Origin of the sequence: Enterococcus sp. 2G9_DIV0600 (genome assembly GCF_002140615.1) — a bacterium.
GTDB lineage: Bacteria > Bacillota > Bacilli > Lactobacillales > Enterococcaceae > Enterococcus_D > Enterococcus_D innesii.
This window is the reverse complement of record NZ_NGLL01000001.1, coordinates 1,269,678-1,287,648: the sequence shown is the minus strand read 5'-3', so window position 1 is coordinate 1,287,648 and position 17,971 is coordinate 1,269,678. Positions and strand designations below refer to the sequence as shown.

19 protein-coding genes are annotated in these 17,971 nt (G+C 41.3%); 7 read left to right on the top strand and 12 right to left on the bottom strand.

The features are described from left to right. Window positions 1–161: 161 nt before the first annotated feature. A complete protein-coding gene (locus A5870_RS06115; RefSeq protein ID WP_086292127.1) occupies window positions 162–647 on the bottom strand; it encodes a GNAT family N-acetyltransferase in 486 nt (161 codons plus the stop codon). Window positions 648–818: 171 nt separating this feature from the next. Between A5870_RS06115 and A5870_RS06105 the strand changes: the two genes are divergently transcribed. After that, complete coding sequence (locus tag A5870_RS06105) at window positions 819–1,082, top strand: hypothetical protein (protein ID WP_086292126.1); 264 nt, start codon at window positions 819–821, stop codon at window positions 1,080–1,082. A 117-nt stretch (window positions 1,083–1,199) separates the two neighbouring features. Here A5870_RS06105 and A5870_RS17290 read toward each other — a convergent pair whose 3' ends face one another. The 3 genes from A5870_RS17290 to A5870_RS06095 form a co-directional block, all read right to left on the bottom strand. Beyond that, window positions 1,200–1,370 carry a hypothetical protein gene (locus A5870_RS17290; protein WP_170924020.1) on the bottom strand — a complete coding sequence of 57 codons (171 nt, stop codon included), beginning with the start codon at window positions 1,368–1,370 and terminating at the stop codon, window positions 1,200–1,202. A 131-nt stretch (window positions 1,371–1,501) separates the two neighbouring features. Next, window positions 1,502–2,377: a cation diffusion facilitator family transporter gene (locus A5870_RS06100; protein WP_077454478.1), complete on the bottom strand. Its 876-nt coding sequence runs from the start codon at window positions 2,375–2,377 to the stop codon at window positions 1,502–1,504. Window positions 2,378–2,577: 200 nt separating this feature from the next. Continuing rightward, window positions 2,578–3,603: an NAD(P)/FAD-dependent oxidoreductase gene (locus A5870_RS06095; protein ID WP_086292125.1), complete on the bottom strand. Its 1,026-nt coding sequence runs from the start codon at window positions 3,601–3,603 to the stop codon at window positions 2,578–2,580. A gap of 266 nt (window positions 3,604–3,869) precedes the next feature. Here A5870_RS06095 and A5870_RS06090 point away from each other — a divergent pair, with 266 nt between their 5' ends. Both A5870_RS06090 and mprF read left to right on the top strand, forming a co-directional pair. Beyond that, window positions 3,870–4,595 carry an alpha/beta fold hydrolase gene (locus tag A5870_RS06090; RefSeq protein ID WP_005225694.1) on the top strand — a complete coding sequence of 242 codons (726 nt, stop codon included), beginning with the start codon at window positions 3,870–3,872 and terminating at the stop codon, window positions 4,593–4,595. A 2-nt stretch (window positions 4,596–4,597) separates the two neighbouring features. After that, complete coding sequence (mprF, locus tag A5870_RS06085) at window positions 4,598–7,144, top strand: bifunctional lysylphosphatidylglycerol flippase/synthetase MprF (RefSeq protein ID WP_086292124.1); 2,547 nt, start codon at window positions 4,598–4,600, stop codon at window positions 7,142–7,144. 66 nt (window positions 7,145–7,210) lie between these two features. Here mprF and A5870_RS06080 read toward each other — a convergent pair whose 3' ends face one another. Continuing rightward, window positions 7,211–8,170 carry an SPFH domain-containing protein gene (locus tag A5870_RS06080; protein ID WP_010747934.1) on the bottom strand — a complete coding sequence of 320 codons (960 nt, stop codon included), beginning with the start codon at window positions 8,168–8,170 and terminating at the stop codon, window positions 7,211–7,213. Continuing rightward, window positions 8,167–8,379: a hypothetical protein gene (locus A5870_RS06075; RefSeq protein WP_005225691.1), complete on the bottom strand. Its 213-nt coding sequence runs from the start codon at window positions 8,377–8,379 to the stop codon at window positions 8,167–8,169. The genes A5870_RS06080 and A5870_RS06075 overlap by 4 nt, the downstream gene beginning before the upstream one ends. A gap of 250 nt (window positions 8,380–8,629) precedes the next feature. Between A5870_RS06075 and A5870_RS06070 the strand changes: the two genes are divergently transcribed. Both A5870_RS06070 and A5870_RS06065 read left to right on the top strand, forming a co-directional pair. After that, window positions 8,630–9,040 carry an organic hydroperoxide resistance protein gene (locus tag A5870_RS06070; RefSeq protein ID WP_081118133.1) on the top strand — a complete coding sequence of 137 codons (411 nt, stop codon included), beginning with the start codon at window positions 8,630–8,632 and terminating at the stop codon, window positions 9,038–9,040. Window positions 9,041–9,098: 58 nt separating this feature from the next. After that, window positions 9,099–9,533 carry a MarR family winged helix-turn-helix transcriptional regulator gene (locus A5870_RS06065; RefSeq protein WP_081118006.1) on the top strand — a complete coding sequence of 145 codons (435 nt, stop codon included), beginning with the start codon at window positions 9,099–9,101 and terminating at the stop codon, window positions 9,531–9,533. Window positions 9,534–9,583: 50 nt separating this feature from the next. Here the strand turns inward: A5870_RS06065 and A5870_RS06060 are convergent, their stop codons facing one another. After that, a complete protein-coding gene (locus A5870_RS06060; protein WP_077454481.1) occupies window positions 9,584–9,946 on the bottom strand; it encodes a hypothetical protein in 363 nt (120 codons plus the stop codon). A gap of 276 nt (window positions 9,947–10,222) precedes the next feature. Then, window positions 10,223–10,591 (bottom strand): DUF7006 family protein, encoded by a 369-nt coding sequence (locus A5870_RS06055; RefSeq protein ID WP_077454484.1) that lies wholly within the window; start codon window positions 10,589–10,591, stop codon window positions 10,223–10,225. Between the two features lie 451 nt (window positions 10,592–11,042). On the opposite strand from A5870_RS06055, the gene A5870_RS06050 reads away from it, so the two are divergent. Further along, window positions 11,043–11,219: an acetyl-CoA carboxylase gene (locus tag A5870_RS06050; RefSeq protein WP_081118005.1), complete on the top strand. Its 177-nt coding sequence runs from the start codon at window positions 11,043–11,045 to the stop codon at window positions 11,217–11,219. 55 nt (window positions 11,220–11,274) lie between these two features. On the opposite strand, the gene A5870_RS06045 is transcribed toward A5870_RS06050, so the two are convergent. Genes A5870_RS06045 through A5870_RS06035 form a run of 3 tightly spaced genes read right to left on the bottom strand, consistent with a single transcriptional unit; the run spans window position 11,275 to window position 15,112 of the window. Next, complete coding sequence (locus A5870_RS06045; RefSeq protein ID WP_086292123.1) at window positions 11,275–13,443, bottom strand: L-type lectin-domain containing protein; 2,169 nt, start codon at window positions 13,441–13,443, stop codon at window positions 11,275–11,277. 33 nt (window positions 13,444–13,476) lie between these two features. Then, window positions 13,477–14,520, bottom strand: a complete 1,044-nt coding sequence (locus tag A5870_RS06040) for a DUF916 and DUF3324 domain-containing protein (protein ID WP_086292122.1) — start codon at window positions 14,518–14,520, stop codon at window positions 13,477–13,479. Between the two features lie 16 nt (window positions 14,521–14,536). Beyond that, window positions 14,537–15,112, bottom strand: a complete 576-nt coding sequence (locus tag A5870_RS06035; RefSeq protein WP_086292121.1) for a WxL domain-containing protein — start codon at window positions 15,110–15,112, stop codon at window positions 14,537–14,539. A 180-nt stretch (window positions 15,113–15,292) separates the two neighbouring features. Between A5870_RS06035 and A5870_RS06030 the strand changes: the two genes are divergently transcribed. Then, entirely contained in the window at window positions 15,293–16,801 is a 1,509-nt protein-coding gene (locus A5870_RS06030; protein ID WP_086292120.1) for a helix-turn-helix domain-containing protein, read from the top strand. Between the two features lie 85 nt (window positions 16,802–16,886). Here the strand turns inward: A5870_RS06030 and A5870_RS06025 are convergent, their stop codons facing one another. Next, window positions 16,887–17,774: an SDR family oxidoreductase gene (locus tag A5870_RS06025; protein ID WP_077454560.1), complete on the bottom strand. Its 888-nt coding sequence runs from the start codon at window positions 17,772–17,774 to the stop codon at window positions 16,887–16,889. Between the last annotated feature and the right edge of the window lie 197 nt (window positions 17,775–17,971).

The following is a 17,971-nucleotide window of genomic DNA, read 5'->3' as shown; positions in this document are numbered from 1 at the left end:
GTATACAACTATTTTTTTGTGTTGATAAAGGATTTTTTGAATTAGCTAGATACAAAAAAACCTATTGGCAATGTTTTCCAATAGGCACGATATTAAAATAAAAAATAGTATTCTTGATTCATTAAATGTTTTTTTGTTTATCAAATGAATTTTCTACTTAATTAGACTTTCTTCTCATAAATAAAATCATCCATCACAAATCCCGAACCAATTGCAACGCTACGTTCAGAAATGCGCTTAAAGCCGCGATGCTCATAAACAGCGATCGCCTGCTGGTTTTGTTTGTTGACGTTTAAATGCAGCGTTTTGCCTGATGCGATCTCCTCATACCAATCAAAGACTTGGCTGGCATAGCCTTTGCCTCTAGTGGATTGATGGAGATACAATTTACTTAAATAAATCTGATGCTGCGTTTCTTCATACGCTGTATATCCTACTGCTCGGTCTCCTTCTAATAACAAAAGATAGACTGCTCCTTGCTGGACTTCGTTTTGAATTGCTGCTGGTGATTGGTAATGAGCCAGCATATACGCGACTTGATCGGACCCAATGATAGGTGTAAACACTTCTGGCCAGATTTCTCTGATCAAACGATCCAACGTTTGGAAGTCTTCTGGTGATTGAATGATTTTTTTTGTGATTGCCATAAGAACCCCTTCTCTCTGTTGCTGTAAGAAACAGAAACTCGTTTATAAATATCTCTATTATAAGGGAAGAAGCAAAAAAAGAAAGGGCACGTTGAATAATGCCCCCTAAAAGTCTCAAAAGATGGTAAACTAAAAGTGAAAAAATGGCTACGAAAAGGAGGTAGCAACACGATGCAACTCTTACAACTACTTTTACTGGCAATCATTTTTGTTTCTTTCTTCATGGCGTTGATTGGCTGGGTTTTATCGATGACCAATGGCTTAATCTTCTCTCGTTCTCCTCAGCAATTTAAAGCGCACGCTCATGATCCTAACTATGAAAAAGAGCGACAAGCAGGCAAGCGTTTGAAAGAGATTATATTCCGACGTATTGTTCCTTTAGGAATAGCTTCTTTGATCGTCTATGGGTTATTCGCATTATTAAACGTCCTTTAAAAGTTTTTTAAAAGACTCAAACAAATTTAAAAATAACCGGCATCTTTTCCTGTTGATCAACACTCCTTTCGCTTTTGCGGAGAGGAACATCAATGCGTAAGATGCCGGTTTGTTTTTTTATTTGCTTACTGCTGCTTTAGAGGCTTGAACTTTTTTCAGTAAAGCAAAGAGGACTTGGCTATCATCGATAGCCGCAATATATTGTTGGCAAAGTGCCATCATTTCTGTTTCATCCATTTTATCTAAAGAAATAACTAAATCATTTTCTACTACCTGTTTATTATTCATAAGGCTCCCTACTTTCTTCCTTTGTTACCTCTAGTTTGCCATGAATCAGCAGGTTCCGTAAGAACTTTTCAGTTTACAAATAGGAAACGGGTGGTTTACATCCTTGTCCTATCAAGGTTTTGCCATAAAATTTATTCGGTAGCAGGCTCAATGTGGATGTCAGTATCAAACACCTGAAAACGATCAGCTAAGAGATCTTCAATAGCATCTGCCACATTATGACTCTTTTCAACCGTCAAAGATTTGTCCATCGTCACGACGACATCGAGAAAAACATTGGCGCCATACATTCTTCCTCGAATCGATTTGACAGATTTCACTTCAGAAAAACCAGCGATTGCCGCTTCATACTCCACGACTAACGATTCATCAAACCCATCAGAAAGTGAAAAGGCACTCTCACGAAAAATATCGACGGCGGTTTTGATAATCAAAAGAGCTACCACGATCGCAGTCAAACTGTCTAACCAACCGATACCAAATGAGGCGGCAAAAATAGCGATCGCCGTTCCAATACTCGTCCAGGCATCACTCCGATTGTCTTTAGCAGCTGCTAGCAAAGCGGAGCTTTTTACACGAGCAGATAATCGCTTATTGTAGTAATACATGCCATACATCAAAATAGCTGAAATGATACCGACGACTGCCGCGATCATATCGGGACTTTGCGTTTCACCGAGTAGAATTGTTTGAATGGAGGACCATAAAACCTGCAGACCAACCGCCAGCATAATCAAGGATGTTACGAGACTCGCCACATTTTCTGCTTTCCAGTGTCCATATTTATGGTCTTCGTCTGCTGGTTTTTGTGCCAAACGTAAACCGATCAAGACAGCAATAGATGCCACGATATCCGTCGCATTGTTTAATCCATCTGCCCATAATCCTTCAGAATTTGCCAAACGACCGATGGCAAGTTTGGCGATGGAAACAAAAATATAGGCAACGATACTTAAGATAGCGCCTCTTTCTGCTTGCTTTAATTCTGCATATCTTGTTTGATTCATGTCATCCCCTCCAATTAGTCAACTTGAAAATAATAGCTGAAATTTTCATCCATTGCATCATTTATTTGAGAGATTTTATTTTTTAGGAGCGGCAAACATTCACTTCTAGTGAAACGAATTTCTGTTCTGAGGACACCAAAAAAGCAGGACTCATACGGGACTCCTGCTTTTTCTACTTTTTCATTCACAAAGAAGCATGGCTACTCATTCACCAACAACTGACGATTTCTTTCACTGAATTTCTCATTGTGGGAAGAAACCATCGCCTGTGGGACACTGGTCGGCTCTAAATAGTGTTTGATTTGGTTGACTGCTTGCGCAGCATCTTGAAAGGCTCCCGCCAAAAGATTCACTTTGCCTTTGAAATAATGAATGTCGCCCGCCGCAAAAACACCTGGATGGCTAGTTTTTGTAGGAATCTCGCAATTGAGGTAAAAGTCTTCATGGCGTGCCAGATCAAAGGAAATTTTATCTAACAAGCCACTGTCACGGTCATACCCGTGTTGGATCAGTAGATGATCGCATAAAAAATCGATCGTTTCATGGTTGGCACTGTTTTTTAGTCGTAGAACCATATTGAATGTTTCTGCTTGATTCACCCCATCGATGGTGTGATTCATCAGCACTTGAATCCCTTCTGCTTTCATCTTCTTTACTTGTGCTTCATGGGCTTTCAGTTTTTCCCCTCGATAGCACAGCGTGACTTTGGCACCATAAGACACTGCTTCGATCGCATAATCCACCGCCGCATCGCCGCCGCCAGAGATCACTAGATGTTTGCCTTGGATCGCTTGCTGGTCAGGAAACTGATAGTGGATATAGTTGTCGACATTATTATGGATGAAACATGGCAATTTTTGCGGAGAAACGACACCGCCGCCAATACAAACTAAAATGGTGCGTCCAACATGGGTCCTCCCTTGGTCATCCACTGCATAAAAAAGGTTGTCTTCCTTGGTCAATTCGATGATTTTCGTTTTCAGATAGATCGTTGGATCAAACAACTTAGCCTGTTCAATCAAGTGTTCTTTGACTTTCTTCCCCTTGGTTGGCGGCAATGCACCCACATCCCAGACCATTTTTTCAGGATAAAAATTGATCTTCCCGCCTAATTGGGCTTGTGCTTCAAACAATACGACCGATAGATCACGTAATCCGGCATAAAAACTTGCATAGAGCCCCGTAGGCCCTCCTCCGATAATCAGAACATCTGCTATAGTGGTCATTGGCTAGCCTCTCTTTCGTAAATGAAAATCATTCTCAATTAGTTAGTTCGATTATAGACAACGTATCCGGGTTTGTAAAGAATTTTCTGAAAACAAATTAATTAACTTAGCCGATTATTTTTCTTTACATTGTAAAGAAAAAAGCCTTTTCCTGAACTTCTGGTAAAAAAAAGATGAGCAGATTGTTATTTTTTCTCATTTTATCTAGTGATATGTTTGTGATAGCCCCTGACTTCAAGGTATACTCTTAGAAAGTAGGTGAAAAAATGGAAGTTGAAAAATGTTACGCGCCCTTACCGGACGGGTCTGTCCTCTATTACGAGAAAACCGGTTCAGGACGCCCACTTTTTTTACTGCACGGAAATGGCGGCAGCAGTGCCTATTTCTCAAAGCAGGTCGACGCTTTGCGTCAAAAACATCAACTGTATTTAATCGATAGTCGAGGACATGGCAAATCCACCAATACGCAGAAGAAAATCGATTTTTTTAAAATGGCAACAGATCTCTTAGCAATCATTCAGCAAGAAAAGCTAACGAAAATCGCCTTACTAGGATTTAGCGATGGTGCCAATCTGGCGATGGTCTTTTGCCATCTCTACCCAGAGCATGTCAGCTGCATGATTTTAAACTCTGGCAACACGGAACCGCGAGGTGTGAGGCTCTTTTCTCGAATCGGCAGTGTCTTGCAATATCTGATCGTTTGGCTTTGTTCCCCATTCTCCAAAGGCATGCGGGGCTTTCTGCCTATTTTGGGATTGTTGTTTCGTCCAATCGGTTTATCTACAGCCGATTTGAATCACCTCAGTGTGCCGACATTGATTTTGGTCGGCAAACGTGATTCGATCAAGCTTTCCCATTCTTTTTATATTGCAAACAGTATCCCTCAGTCCAATTTTATCGTTGTCAAAGGACAAGGACATAGTTTTGCACGAAAGAATCCTGAAGTTTTTAACACGAAAGTATTATCTTTTTTAGAAAAGGTCGGTGAATAACTATGAGAATCTTTACTTGGCTCCGTGACCACCGCTCACTGTTTAAAACCCTCTTCTTAATTGCAGTCGCCGTGATCGTGTTCGGCGAGCTGCTTTCGTTAAGCAAGACGATTTCGATTGATCAACTAAAACAATTGTTTGCGCAGCTATCCCTTTGGCGAGTGGCTTTAATGGCTGTCATTGGCTTACTGTGTGTTTTTCCCATGGTCTTATATGATATCGTCTTGAATCGCTTACTAGGGGACAAACCTGAACGCCGCTATTTACTAGAAACCAGCTGGATCATCAATACCATGAACAATTTGATCGGCTTTGGCGGATTCATCAGTATCGGGTTAAGGTCGGAATTCTATGGCAAAGGAAAAAAAGGCAAAGACGTTGCCCAAGCAATATCGAAGATTTTTATCTACTTGATGTCTGGTCTTTCGATTTTATCGCTTGCAGCGCTGGCATTCGTCCTCTTCGGTCCCACGACCGATTATCTCCAACAGTATTGGATCTGGCTTTTAGGCGGCAGTCTTTATTTTCCAATCGTCTATGCGCTTAGTTTTTCCAAAAAAAATGCCTACTTAGGTGGGCTGCAACGACGTGATCGTCTGCAGCTGATCGCCGCTTCCTTATTAGAATGGCTGGGTGTTTTTGCCGCCTTCTTCACGACGGGTCTCTTGATGGGTATCTCGGTCGATGTGTTTCAACTGTTGCCGCTTTTCATTGCTGCTTCCGTGATTGGAATCGTATCGATGATTCCTGGGGAACTTGGAACGTTTGATGTCATGATGATCATGGGAATGGGTTCACTGCAAATTCCCCGTGAAAGTGTTATTGCTTGGCTCTTGCTGTTCCGCCTGTTTTATTACATTATTCCCTTTTTGATCGGTTTGATCTTTTTCTCAAAAAATGTTGGCGTCTCCCTCAACCAGCGCTTTTCTGGGATTCCCAAAAGCTTGTTGTTGGAAGTATTCCATAAGATCGAAGTATTGCTGCTTTATCTGACGGGAACGATGTTGGTACTCTCCGCCACGATCCCAGAAGCCTTTGACCAAATCAAATGGTTAGCCCATCTCAATCCGATTCGCTTGAATTTCGTGATGCAGTACCCGAGTATCTTTCTCGGCTATCTCTTTTTGATTGCTGGTCGCGGCATCTCTGCCCGTGTCAGTCGTGCGTATGTGCCGACACTTTTGTTGATTGCAGCAACGATCGGTTATGCTATTTTTGCGGGTTTCCGCTTTTCGACCATGCTGTTTCTTCTATTATTATTAGCGATCATGATTTTTTCAAAAAGCGAGTTATTCCGTAAACAGCTAGTCTTCTCGTGGGAATGGTTGACGGTCGATGGTTTGTTGATTGGTTCGCTGACGATCCTCTATGTCATTATTGGGGTCTACAATATGCCTCATCTCAATCGACATCCGACGCACCACCATTCGATGGACTTTTTGCTTTTCCCCTCTGAAAAATTGTGGCTCCAAGGCTTCGTTGCGATTTTATTTGTCGCCGTTGCGATGCTGCTGTTTGCCCGCTACTTGATGGGACCAAAGCACCAACTAGGCGTCAGTGCTGCTACTGATAAAGTGAAACATGTTTTGAACACCTATGGCGGCAATAGCGACAGCCATCTTGTTTATTTAAAAGACAAGCAAGTGTACGTTTATCCAGAAATCGGCGAGCCGACGGTCTTTTTTCAGTTTACGACCTTTAATAATAAATGCTTGGTCATGGGGGATCCTTCTGGGAAGCAAGCAGACTTTCCGCAGGCACTGGAAACCTTCTTAACAGAGATGGATCAGTGGAATTACTTGCCGGTCTTTTATGAAAGTAGTGAAGAAATGGTGATGCTGCTGCATGAATTCGGGTATGACTTTATCAAATTCGGTGAGAAAGCTTATGTGGATCTACCTAGCTTCACCCTTTCAGGAAAAAAAATGAAGGGACAGCGGGCATTGAACAACAAGATCACCAAAGAAGGCTTTACTTTTGATGTGCTCACTCCACCCTTTTCAGCCGAAACCTTTGCAACCCTTAAAGAAATTTCTGACAACTGGCTAGATGGACGGAAAGAAAAAGGGTTCTCCCTTGGATTTTTTTCAGAATCTTATCTAAGTACCGCACCAATTGCAGTCGTCCGCAATCAGCAGCAAGAGATCGTCGCGTTTGCCTCCTTTATGCCCACGTATCAAACAGGTCTGGCCTCCATCGATTTGATGCGCCACGATCCTGAAAAAGCGCCAAATGGAACGATGGATTTCTTGTTTATTCAGCTATTCGACTATTTTAAAGAACATGGGTATCAACAATTCGATTTAGGCATGGCACCGTTAGCCAATGTTGGTACTTTCCGCAGTAGTTTCTTGCAAGAGCGGATCGCCTATCTCGTTTACACCTTTGGTTCTCGCTTCTATTCTTTTGAAGGGCTACGAGAATACAAACAGAAATATGCCGCTTCTTGGTCCCCTCGCTACATCTTATATTCTCGGGACAGTTGGATCGGTTATGTCATGATTGCCCTGTTGATTGTCGATAATCAATCGGCAGACAAAACGAAATAAAAAAAGCTCAAATGCGCCGATTTGTACTCGGAGCATTTGAGCTTTTTTAATTGTTGTGCTTAGAAGTTATTCTGCTGATTTAGATGGTGCGTTTTCCCAAAGTTGTTTGACGACTGGAATATTTCCCAGTTCCGTCATGTTTGATGGCAGAATGACCGTATTGGTATTGCTATTGACCACATCTTTAAAAGCTTCGATACCTAGATATGATAGTGAGCGCTCGTCTAGTTGACTTTCTTTGATAGCTTCATTGATGGCTAAAATCCGCTTGCGTTCAGCTTCAGTGATTTTCGCGATTCGTTCCGCTTCTGCCTCGGCATCGATCCGTACACGTTTTGCCCGTGCCTCCGCGTCGATTTGGGTTTGTTCCGCCCGAGCTTGCGCATCGATTGTCATCTGAGAAGCTTTGGCTTCCGCACTCAAGACAGAAGAAGATTTCTCCCCCTGAGCTCTTGTGATCATCGACTCTTTGTCTCTGGAAGCTGTGATCAGTTTGTTCATTGATTCAATGATTTCTTGAGAAACTTTGATTTCCCCAATGTTGATTCGGTCGATCGCTAGCCCATAGCCGGCCGTGATGTCTTTGATTGAAGTAAACAGTGCTACGTTGATTTCTTCTGTCCCATTTAAAACCTCATTCAGATCCATTTTCCCAATGATCCCCCGTAAGTTTGATTGGGCATCTTGAATCATTGAGATAACGGAGTTTTCATTTTCGTAAACAAAGGCACGCACATCTGTGACGTGGTATTTGATTGCTTCATCGATCTGCACGATCACGTTGTCTTTTGTAATTGCGCTTTGCGGTTCGATCTCCAAAGGAATCTGTTTCAAGGACACTCTTTCTCTTACTGTATATAAAATCGGAACAAGAAAATGAAGACCTGGTTCCAACGTTCGAACATATTTCCCAAAACTTTCCACGACTTTGACTTCCCCTTGACGAACGATCACAGCAGTACTTGCGATCAGCCAAATCAGAATCACTAATACGAAGATAACTAAAATAATTTGGATAATGATCATTGTAAAAACCCTCTTCCATTTTCAAATAATGTATTGTTTACACGGGTCAATAAGACACCGTTTTCAACCCCGATAATCTCTAACATCACATTTTCAGCAGGAATCCCTGCAATCACCCGATATTCTGTGTAGGTGCCATAAAGACGGATATAACCTGAATAATGATCCGTCAGCGATCGAAAATAGCGTCCAACCGCTCGTTGTTCCATGTAGTCTACGATGATTTTCCACCCTCTTTGCCTGCATGCAGTAAATTCTTCGTTTCAAACTAATTGTTCATTCTGTTACAAGTGTTACTAACTATAATAGCACGTTTCACCCAAGAGAACAGTAAACTTTTTATAATTCCCTCCTTTTTAGAAAAAAAAGACAAACTGAAAACCAATTCCTTGCATTCTTCAATTAAATTGCATACAATTAAATTGTACAAAATACAAAAAACACAGGAGTGAAGAAATGATGAAAAAAATGTATTCAACAAAGATGATCAACACTGGTGGCCGTTCAGGAGAAGTACACAGCCCTGATCATTCATTTGAACTAAATATCACTGCACCTGGCAAACGAGTAGAAAATGCAACGAATCCGGAACAACTTTTTGCAGCTGGCTTTAGCGCTTGTTTCAATAGTGCCCTTGAATTGGTGAAAAGCAGCAAAGGGATCGAAGGTGCTTCTACCGTGAGCGCACAAGTGACCTTATACGCAGAAAGTGAATCAAGTTTTGTCTTGGGTGTGGAGATCGAAGGCCAAATCGAAGGTTTGTCAACAGAAGAAACACAAGAATTGCTTGAGATCGCTCATACCGTATGTCCTTACTCAAAAGCTACAGCTGGCAACATTGAAGTGACAGTCAAAGCCGTTAGCGAGTAGACTTTCGTTGAAAAAACAGCTATGATAAGAGGCGGATGTTAGAAAAAGGGGTGAAAACATGAATGTCTTAGCGTTAGAAAACCAATTGTGTTTTCCTCTATACGCCGCTTCAAAAGAAATTATCAAACAGTACAAAGACTTACTAGATCCGTTGAATTTGACCTATACCCAATATTTAGTGATGTTGGTGTTATGGGAAGAAGAAGCGATCAGTGTCAAAGCATTGGGGAAGCAATTATGTCTCGATTCTGGCACACTGACACCGGTTTTAAAAAAACTTGAGGCAAAAGGCTACCTCGCAAGAAATCGAAATCAAGACGATGAACGTTCCTTGCGGGTTACACTGACGGAATCCGGCAAAGCACTTCATAAGCAAGCGCTAGAGATTCCCTACAAAGTAACTGAATTCTTGCCCCTTGAACCGGAAGAACTGTCAGTCCTCCATGAATTGACGACAAAGATGGTACAAAAATTTCAAGAACAAGAAAAATGATCCGCTGTTTTCACAGCGGATCGTTTTTTTATCATCCAAACGAGTTTTATTTAAGAAGCTTTGGTTTTCAATTCACCGATCACATTTAGTAACTGAGTTAATTGTTCTGGGTCCTCAATTTTTTTGATGGCGATTTTCACTAATTCAAAAATTTGATCATCGGTTAGACCGGTCTGCAATATCTCTAATTCACTTACAGCTGGCTGAAAACGACGAGCCAAAACTGATCCACTCATTTTAATGCTCGCAATTTCTAGAACTCCTTGGTTAACTAATTTGCGAATCACGGACAATGATGTGTTACGATTCAAGTTGAAACGTTCACTAAATTCTGTACAGCATAATGGTTCATCTACAGCCCAAAAACAAACTAAGACTTCCCACTCTTTTTTTGAGAAACTTAAGTAATCCATAATTGCTCCTTTCCACGCCGATTAGGCTAGTTTCTATTTTCTAATTAAAACAATCGCAGCTTTTTCAATCAGCTGGCTATCCTCTTCCTCTTACCGATTGTTTTTTCTTTCACTAAAAGGATTATATATCAATAATAATCTATTTTATTCATAATTTCAAAATATTTTTTATTTTAATGATAAATAACGTGTTTAATTATTCTTTTTCTTGATAAAAAAAACGACTAGCTTACCTAGTCGTTTTCTTACTCTACTTGATACTCCTACGAAAAATAGTTATTGAACACTAAAGATCAAACTCTCATGCTCTTGTTCTTTCAAGGAATAGCCACAGAATTCTTTATTCAAATTCGGATAATCCCGTTCGATCATTTGAAGGATTTCTAGCTCCGTCAACAATTTGTCTTCTGACAATTGCAGAGAGTTCAACAAAACAAAACGAGAATCATAGCCTAAAATTTCCGGCATCAACTGCCAAAAGTTCGTGCTGTCAATTCGTTGGATCGTTTCCTCCATAGAAGCGATCAGTTTTTGGACATGATCATAGACTTTGGGATAATCAGTTTTTAATAGATCCAACAGCGCTTGGTCCAGCACTTTATCAAAATAAGCCTTTGTGTCAGTATAAATTATTGAAGAAATCACTTGTTTCATCAATCCTTTCATTCAAATGCCATATTCGACATCGTCAAGGATGGCTCCTTGTTCCTATATATAGCATACTATCGGTGATTTTCGCTCTCAAATTAAGGACAGAATTTAGAAAAAAAAGAGAAGCTACTATTCTAACCCCTAATCTTACTCAACAATAGCAAAATTTTGCCAAACTGATAAGCAAAGCGAATCAGCACTTGTCGAAAATGAGAAAATTGTCAGATTCCTTTCTTTTTTTATCTAGCGCGGTCCCTCTCCAACAGGAACTGCAACTGCATTCGCTCAGTAATTATACACTCCTACGCTTCCCTAATGAATTTAGGGTTCGTCTCATTTTCACAAACGACTGACACAGCATAATTTCAGACAGAACCTTATACAACATGTATAATTAAATTATAGAAAGACATCAAAATAAAACGAAACGAGGAGTGGATCACAGATGAAGAGTCATTGTAAATGCGGAAAAAAATTGAGTGCCCATGAAAAAAGCTGTCCAGACTGCAAACACAAAAAACAGCAAACTTTAGAATCCTTGGAAAAATTCGTTAAATACGGCAGCTTCGCATTAGCCGGTCTGTCATTAGTTTTGAAAATTGCGAAAAGCCGCCAAAGCTAACTTTATCACTTCAGTCAAAAAAAAAAAACGCCATCTGGGCGTTTTTTTTTTTTTGCTATTCATCGATGATCGTACTTTCCAACCGCCAATTGATAGCGCCTGTATAAGTTCCGGGTGAAATTAGCTCCATTTTGGGAACAAAGCGAAAGTAACAATCGTATTCTTTAAGATCAACCGTTAAATTTGCTTCGCCTGTTGGTTGCTGTTGAAAAATCACTTGTTCCTCAGAGGTTATGGAAGCCATCAGCTGATTGGTCTCCGGATCATAGAGAACCAATTGGACTTCATCCGCCAGCAGTTGTTGCTCTTGCAAAAAATCCGTCATCTGACCATTTAATTGCCAAGTTCCCTCACTAGTATTCGTGATTGATAAAAGAGGTGGTTCTTCGTCATAAGAAAGTGCTAGATAAGCATAGCCATCGTCTCTGATGGAACGCGCCAGCTCATTTACAGTGACTACAGTTCCATTGATTGAGGTAGGCGCCTGGTGAAATTCCACGATCCCACGAAAGTCGATGCCATAAAAACGTGTCTCCGATCGATTCCCTTCCGTGTCGATCACATAAACCGCCAGATAATACGTCGTACCCGGTGCCAACGCATCGGTATCCAACATCAATGTATCCGTCAAAGGCTCGGTTATTGCACTTCGTTCAATGAGTGCCACCTCTGAAAAATCATCTTCAGTGATAGCCGTTTCTTCAGTAAAAAAATCCGTAGCGTACACTTTGGCTTGAGTCGAGTTTTGGTCCTCGATCGTAATTGGTAGATAACAATTACGCTTTTGTCGCACGATCTGTCGGTTTGCTTTTGCTTCTGTTAACGACACCAAACCTGTGGTCAAGCTCGGCGGAAAGTTTCCGGTCATTTGATAATAGTGGGTTTCTGGATCCCCCGAGGTCAAACTAGAGACAAAGGCATTCCCATTAAAAATCGTTTGGACAGGAATGATGGTATCCAGATTCTCATCGATCGGAGCTTCTGTGTAATTGACGGAAAAATGAACAATGTAGTCGTTTCCTTTGACCATATCAGGCAGTGTCGTAATTAACTGCCCATTTTCAATGACAAAGGGTAAGGCGGTTCCGCCTTCCGGCAGACCATTGACCATAATTTCGCTGGCCTTACCGAAATAAACAGCTTCCGGTACGAGAGACAAGCCCTCCGGAAAAAGACTGGAAAGCGTGATGCCTGATTCTAAATCAGCTAAATCGCTGGTGTCCTTGTAGGAAAGATAGGTCGCATAGGTGATCGTCTTGCTGTTATCGACGATGGCTGGCTGGGTCAGGTTCGTCTCAGTATCCAGCAACAATTTCACTGGCTCCTTTTCAAACACACCCGTTCGTATCGTCATATCGACCAATCCTTCGACGTCGACGAATGCCACCGCCTTCTCTTGAACATAACCACCATTCGCACCAGTAAAACCGAAGTAAACCGGTGCGTTATTAGTTAAATTTAGATTTGCTTTAAAGGTATCATCCACAGGTACTATGACATCGACCCCAAAATCTGGGACTGTGTATTGTAGTGTTTGATTAGGCTGATCAAACACGACTGTAAAGAGATGCCATTGACCATCTGAAATATCTGAGACGGATACCGTATCACGATGATTTAAAACTTTGTCAATAATCAACCACCCATCAGTCGTATAAGCATCATTTGAACCAGGAAAATTCCATGCAATATGATGGCTGTTGGGCACATCTCGGTCCAGCATGCTCCCGCCTAAGACAGTGGTAGTATTGTTATAATACGTGTCAAATTCAATCGCAAAACTTTGCGGGATCGCCCCAGAACTTAGCGGATCTGTTCCTCCGACATCTGCCCAAACGCCAATGGTGGGACCGGCTTGGTTAGCCAATGCGTTTAACCCACTACTTTGCATAACAAATGTCAATCCATCACTGTCTGTATCCGTATTGTCGATAAAAAAAGCCATCTCCAAGCGAAAGGATCTTGTAAAGGAAACGGGTTTATTGAACCAGACACCGCCACTTGAGTTTGTGGTTGTGCCATCATTGATTTGAACGTAATTGAATCCCGGCTCCCCTTGAGGCGCCCCCGCTTGTCCAACGTGGGTAATCAGCGAATCATCAATTGGCAAAGTTGGAAAATTGGGGGCCACGATCGAAGCATAGATTTTTACTGATCCAAAGCTAAACAAGAATACACTAAACAAGAATACACATAACCATCCCTTAATGCCGAACTTTTTCATAGCTAACCTCCACTTTCTCTCCCTTTACAAACCTCACTCTATCGGGTCATCGCTTGAGCCTTTGTCCTTTTTTTGTCGTATGTACCACAGGAACAACAGAACAAGTAGCAGAATAACTAGGAACAAAAGCAGTCCGACGATCCAAAGCCAAACGTTGTTTTTCAGGGACGCTGCACCTAGCATGGTTTTTTGATTGACTTGGTTTGCCACTGCGCGATCAATCACGATCGTGTCATCAAAGACCCAACTTCCTTTTGGGGCAGTAAGTTCGATCCGCAAAGTATAAGTACCTGGTTCAAGAATCTCTTGATCAAATTCACTGAAAAGAGAGAGAATGGAATTCGGTGCCATCTGAAAATTTTCGGCAGAAAAACCGCCAACTCGAGTATTGCTTTCTTTTTCACGGATCGTCGTTGTTACAGCAATCTTACCAAAAGCCGTCGGTTGGTTATTGCGGATACGACTCATAAGTGTAGCTACACCATTTCGCTCTTTTGCTTTCGTCTCAATCAAGTCCAATTCAGGTAGAGGCAATGAATCGATACGTTGACGCAAGCGTACGCCTTGTTGAATTTTATAATTTGCTTGGAGATTCGTTTCTTGCCGATCGACTGTTTCTGGCAGTTCTTCTTCGAAGGAAAAGACCCCTAATATCTCACCATTGAATTTTCTTTTATCCATTGATAGTAAAAAAGTGATCTGTCTCGTTTCACCAGGCTTCAGCTCTACCGTCTGAGAAGGATTGCTGATCAATGTCGTAAACGAGATTCCTTCATTCTCTTCGGCGGTTTTCTCTTCTTGATAAGCAATGATGCCGCTGGAAGCAGTGAAGCTATTCAGAGCCGCTGCCCGTATCGTTAGTGTCTCTGAGCTTGTATTATGAAGGGCAACAGTCAAATCCTGTTTGGTCTCATCCGTTACCAGTAAGTCAAAGTAACTGACATCGCTAAGTTGATTTTGGGGAAGTTCTGAGGTTACTGTGAACCGCGTCGTTTGTGCATAACCGGTAACTTTTATAAAGCAAAACAGACTAATAAAAAAGCTGATGAGTACCAACCACTTGATTTGTTTTTTCATTGTCGCCCTTCCTTTGTTATTCTGCTTGATAAGTATTTGATAATGTCCAAGTAATCGTGCCGCTATAAGCACCACTATTGACGTTTTGTTTTGGAATCGTCAAGGTTGCACTTGTAAAATCAAAATCATTTGTTGCCAGACCCGTCGTTCCATTAGCACTAGCAATCAGCGTAGGATCTGTTGCCCCTACCATCAATTCTGTTCCTGAGACGAGGGAGGCATCGCCGGAATCAATTGACCCATTGAGGGTGACTTTTGCATTTACAAGTTCATTGTTTGCAGCATTCGTCATTTTTGATAATTGAGCAGTCAACTGCCAGCCAGCTTCATTGGGTCCACGATAATCGGTAATTGACGTTGCCTCATTCGTTGCAGTGGTAAGCACTTGATCGCCTGTCGCAATATCTTTGATGCTTGTAGTACCAAAATCAAAATTCGTCACTTGATCTAACGATAAGATTCCTTGTTCGATGGTTATTGTTGCCTGGCTGGTCATTGAAGCAGTCGGATTCGCTTCCGCCGCAAATGCCCTAACAGGTGATAGTGCCAAACTGATACCGATTAAACCTAATACTCCCGCCTTTTTCTTCATTTTTATCTCTTCCTTCCTTTTTTGATGAGTAGTCGATGGATGAAAAAAGCACCGATAAAAAATAATAATTTAGTTTGTATTTTTTCATCTTATTCTCATCTATTATAAGTATAATCCATCATGGTTATCATACGGTTCACAGATTTAGCGTAAAAAAAACGCCAAAAAGGAGAATGCCTTATGTATCGAGAATTTATTTCTCCCGCAGAAGAAAAGAAATTAGCTATTTTCAAGTATGTGTGTAATTCGAATGGAGTAACACTCGTTAAACTCTCAGAAGCCCTAAAGATCCCATTAAAAAGCTTACAAAAGTACATCTATTTTTTAAACGAAGATTTGCAGCAACTTTCACCAACGTTACTTTTGAATAAAAACAATTACAATCAATATTTTGTGGATTGTGGTGAGGAAGAAGAGCAACCTTTTTATTCCAAGCTGATGTATCATTATTTGCTCATCTCCACACAATATCACTTTATCCATTCATTGATTGGCCGTAACCAAACAACCCTCACACAGCTATGCCTTGATTTACACATTAGTCAGTCTCATGTGTACCGCTTGATCAAGAAAGTCAATCAATTACTAGAAAAGTTTCAGATTGTTATCCGAACAGATCACCAAAATCGGATTGAATTAGCGGGCAAGGAACTTGATATCCGTATTTTTATTTATAGCTTTTTAACTCAAAGTGCCCCTGCTGAATTGTGGCTTTTGTCAAGTATCTCTCCAAAAGAGACCGCCAAGTTTACCGCCTATTTTGAAACTTCGGCTTTTGATCAACTAACAAAAAACAAATTAGCTGCATTTTGGCAAACCGTTGTCGGCCGCAGTATCAAAAGAAAATATCTGCCAATAATCCCTGATAAGTATTTGGAGATGATGGAATTCTACTGCTTTTTACCAGCAGATATTCTTGACTCACTCTTCTTAAGTGCTGAGTATGTTTCAGACAAAACGCGTCGATCAGAGTATCTGTACTTGAATTTCTTCCTCCATGTCTTTTTACCGGGGGTTGTTCCCCAAGAGAAAACACAAGCCATTATTCAAGCAATTAAGTACTCTAAAACGGATCTTGTCTGTTTTTTCACTACTATGATCGAAGATTGGCATACTACCTTTGCTCCTAATCAGGGAAAAGCCGAATTCGAAAAGCTTTTGAGCAGTTGCCTGCTAGTCTTCAACCTATCGATCATTATTGGGATCGATCTCTTGGAGGTTTGGCAGCTAGAACACGAAATGCTGACGGAAAACGCTCCAACAAATGACGAGACCTATGAGGCCATCAGCCAACTTTTACTGACCCACGTTGAAAACTACCCATTTGCCGACCTGGATAAAGACTATTTTAAACAGACACAATTGTCTTATCTGGCTCATCTCTTATATTTGGAAACACTGATGAACACGCCCCCTACCGTATCGATCTATATTCAAACGACGATCCAATACCGCACAAAGCAAATGATTGAGACGAGGATTCGTTCGATTTATGCTAAAGCTTCTGTGACTTTCGTCAAGCAAATGGAAGCCGCCGATTTATTGATCACGGATAATTATGAAGAAGTGATGTTCTCCGAAAAATTAGTCTTGCTGTCAAACCTGCAAGATGAACAAGAGTGGGCAGCGATTTTTGCAAAAATCAATCAACAAATGATGACAAAGATGTTTGCGAAACAAGAGAAGTAAGCTGCCGATTCCATTTACATCCGCAAAAAAAAGCCCGAGCACCTTTGCTCGAGCTTTTTTACTACTATTTTTAGTCCTGACAATATTAAGCGAAGAAGCTACCACCAGTTACACTGTACACTTGACCAGTTACATAACTTGCTTCATCAGAAGCTAAGAAAACGTAAACGGGTGCTAATTCCACCGGTTGACCGGCACGTTTCATCAATTCTTTTTGACCAAATTCTGGGATCGCAGATTGTGGTTGACCACCAGAAATTTGAAGTGGCGTCCAGATTGGACCAGGCGCAACAGTATTGACTCGAATGCCTTTTTCACTTAATTGCGCAGCTAACCCCTTACTAAAAGAAGTAATGGCACCTTTCGTGGCTGCATAGTCTAACAGATGGGCACTTGGTTCCGCACTTTGGATCGAAGTGGTGGTGATAATGCTTCCACCGGCTGGCAAATAATCCAATGCTTCTTGAACAGTCCAATACATGGAAATGATATTTGTTGTAAAGGTGTCTTGAATTTGTTGCGTAGTCAACTCTTTGATGTCCTTCACCGCTTGTTGCATCCCAGCATTTAGAACTAACGTGTCTAAACCGCCTAATTCTTTGGCTGCTTCATGAACCAATTGACGAGCGAAGGTCTCATCTTTTAAGTCTCCTGGGATCAAGACTGCTTTGCGTCCAGCTTTCTCGATGACTGCTTTAACTTCTTGCGCGTCTTCTTCTTCAAAAGGAAGATAGTTGATTGCCACATCGGCGCCTTCTTTGGCAAAAGCGATGGCTGCAGCTCGACCAATACCAGAATCACCACCGGTCACTAATGCTTTGCGTCCAGTTAATTTGCCTGAACCAGCGTAGCTTTCTTCCCCGCAATCAGGTACTGGCTGCATCTTCCCTTGAATCGCCGGTGCTTCTTGCACCTGTTTTTCAAATTTGCCATCATAATACTTCGTTAACGGATTGTTGATTTTTTCTGACATGCTCGTTTCCTCCTTGATTATTTCTACTTCAATTTGCCATATTTTCTTATGACCTTACTTAAAAGTGTAAAGGAAGATGGAGGGAATGAGAAACGAAACGCTCAGTAGAACAAATGAAGCCCAGAGGAAAAGGAGCTTTATTCATGCTGGAAATCACCCTAGATCACAATCGAAAACGTCACCATCGATGATCCATT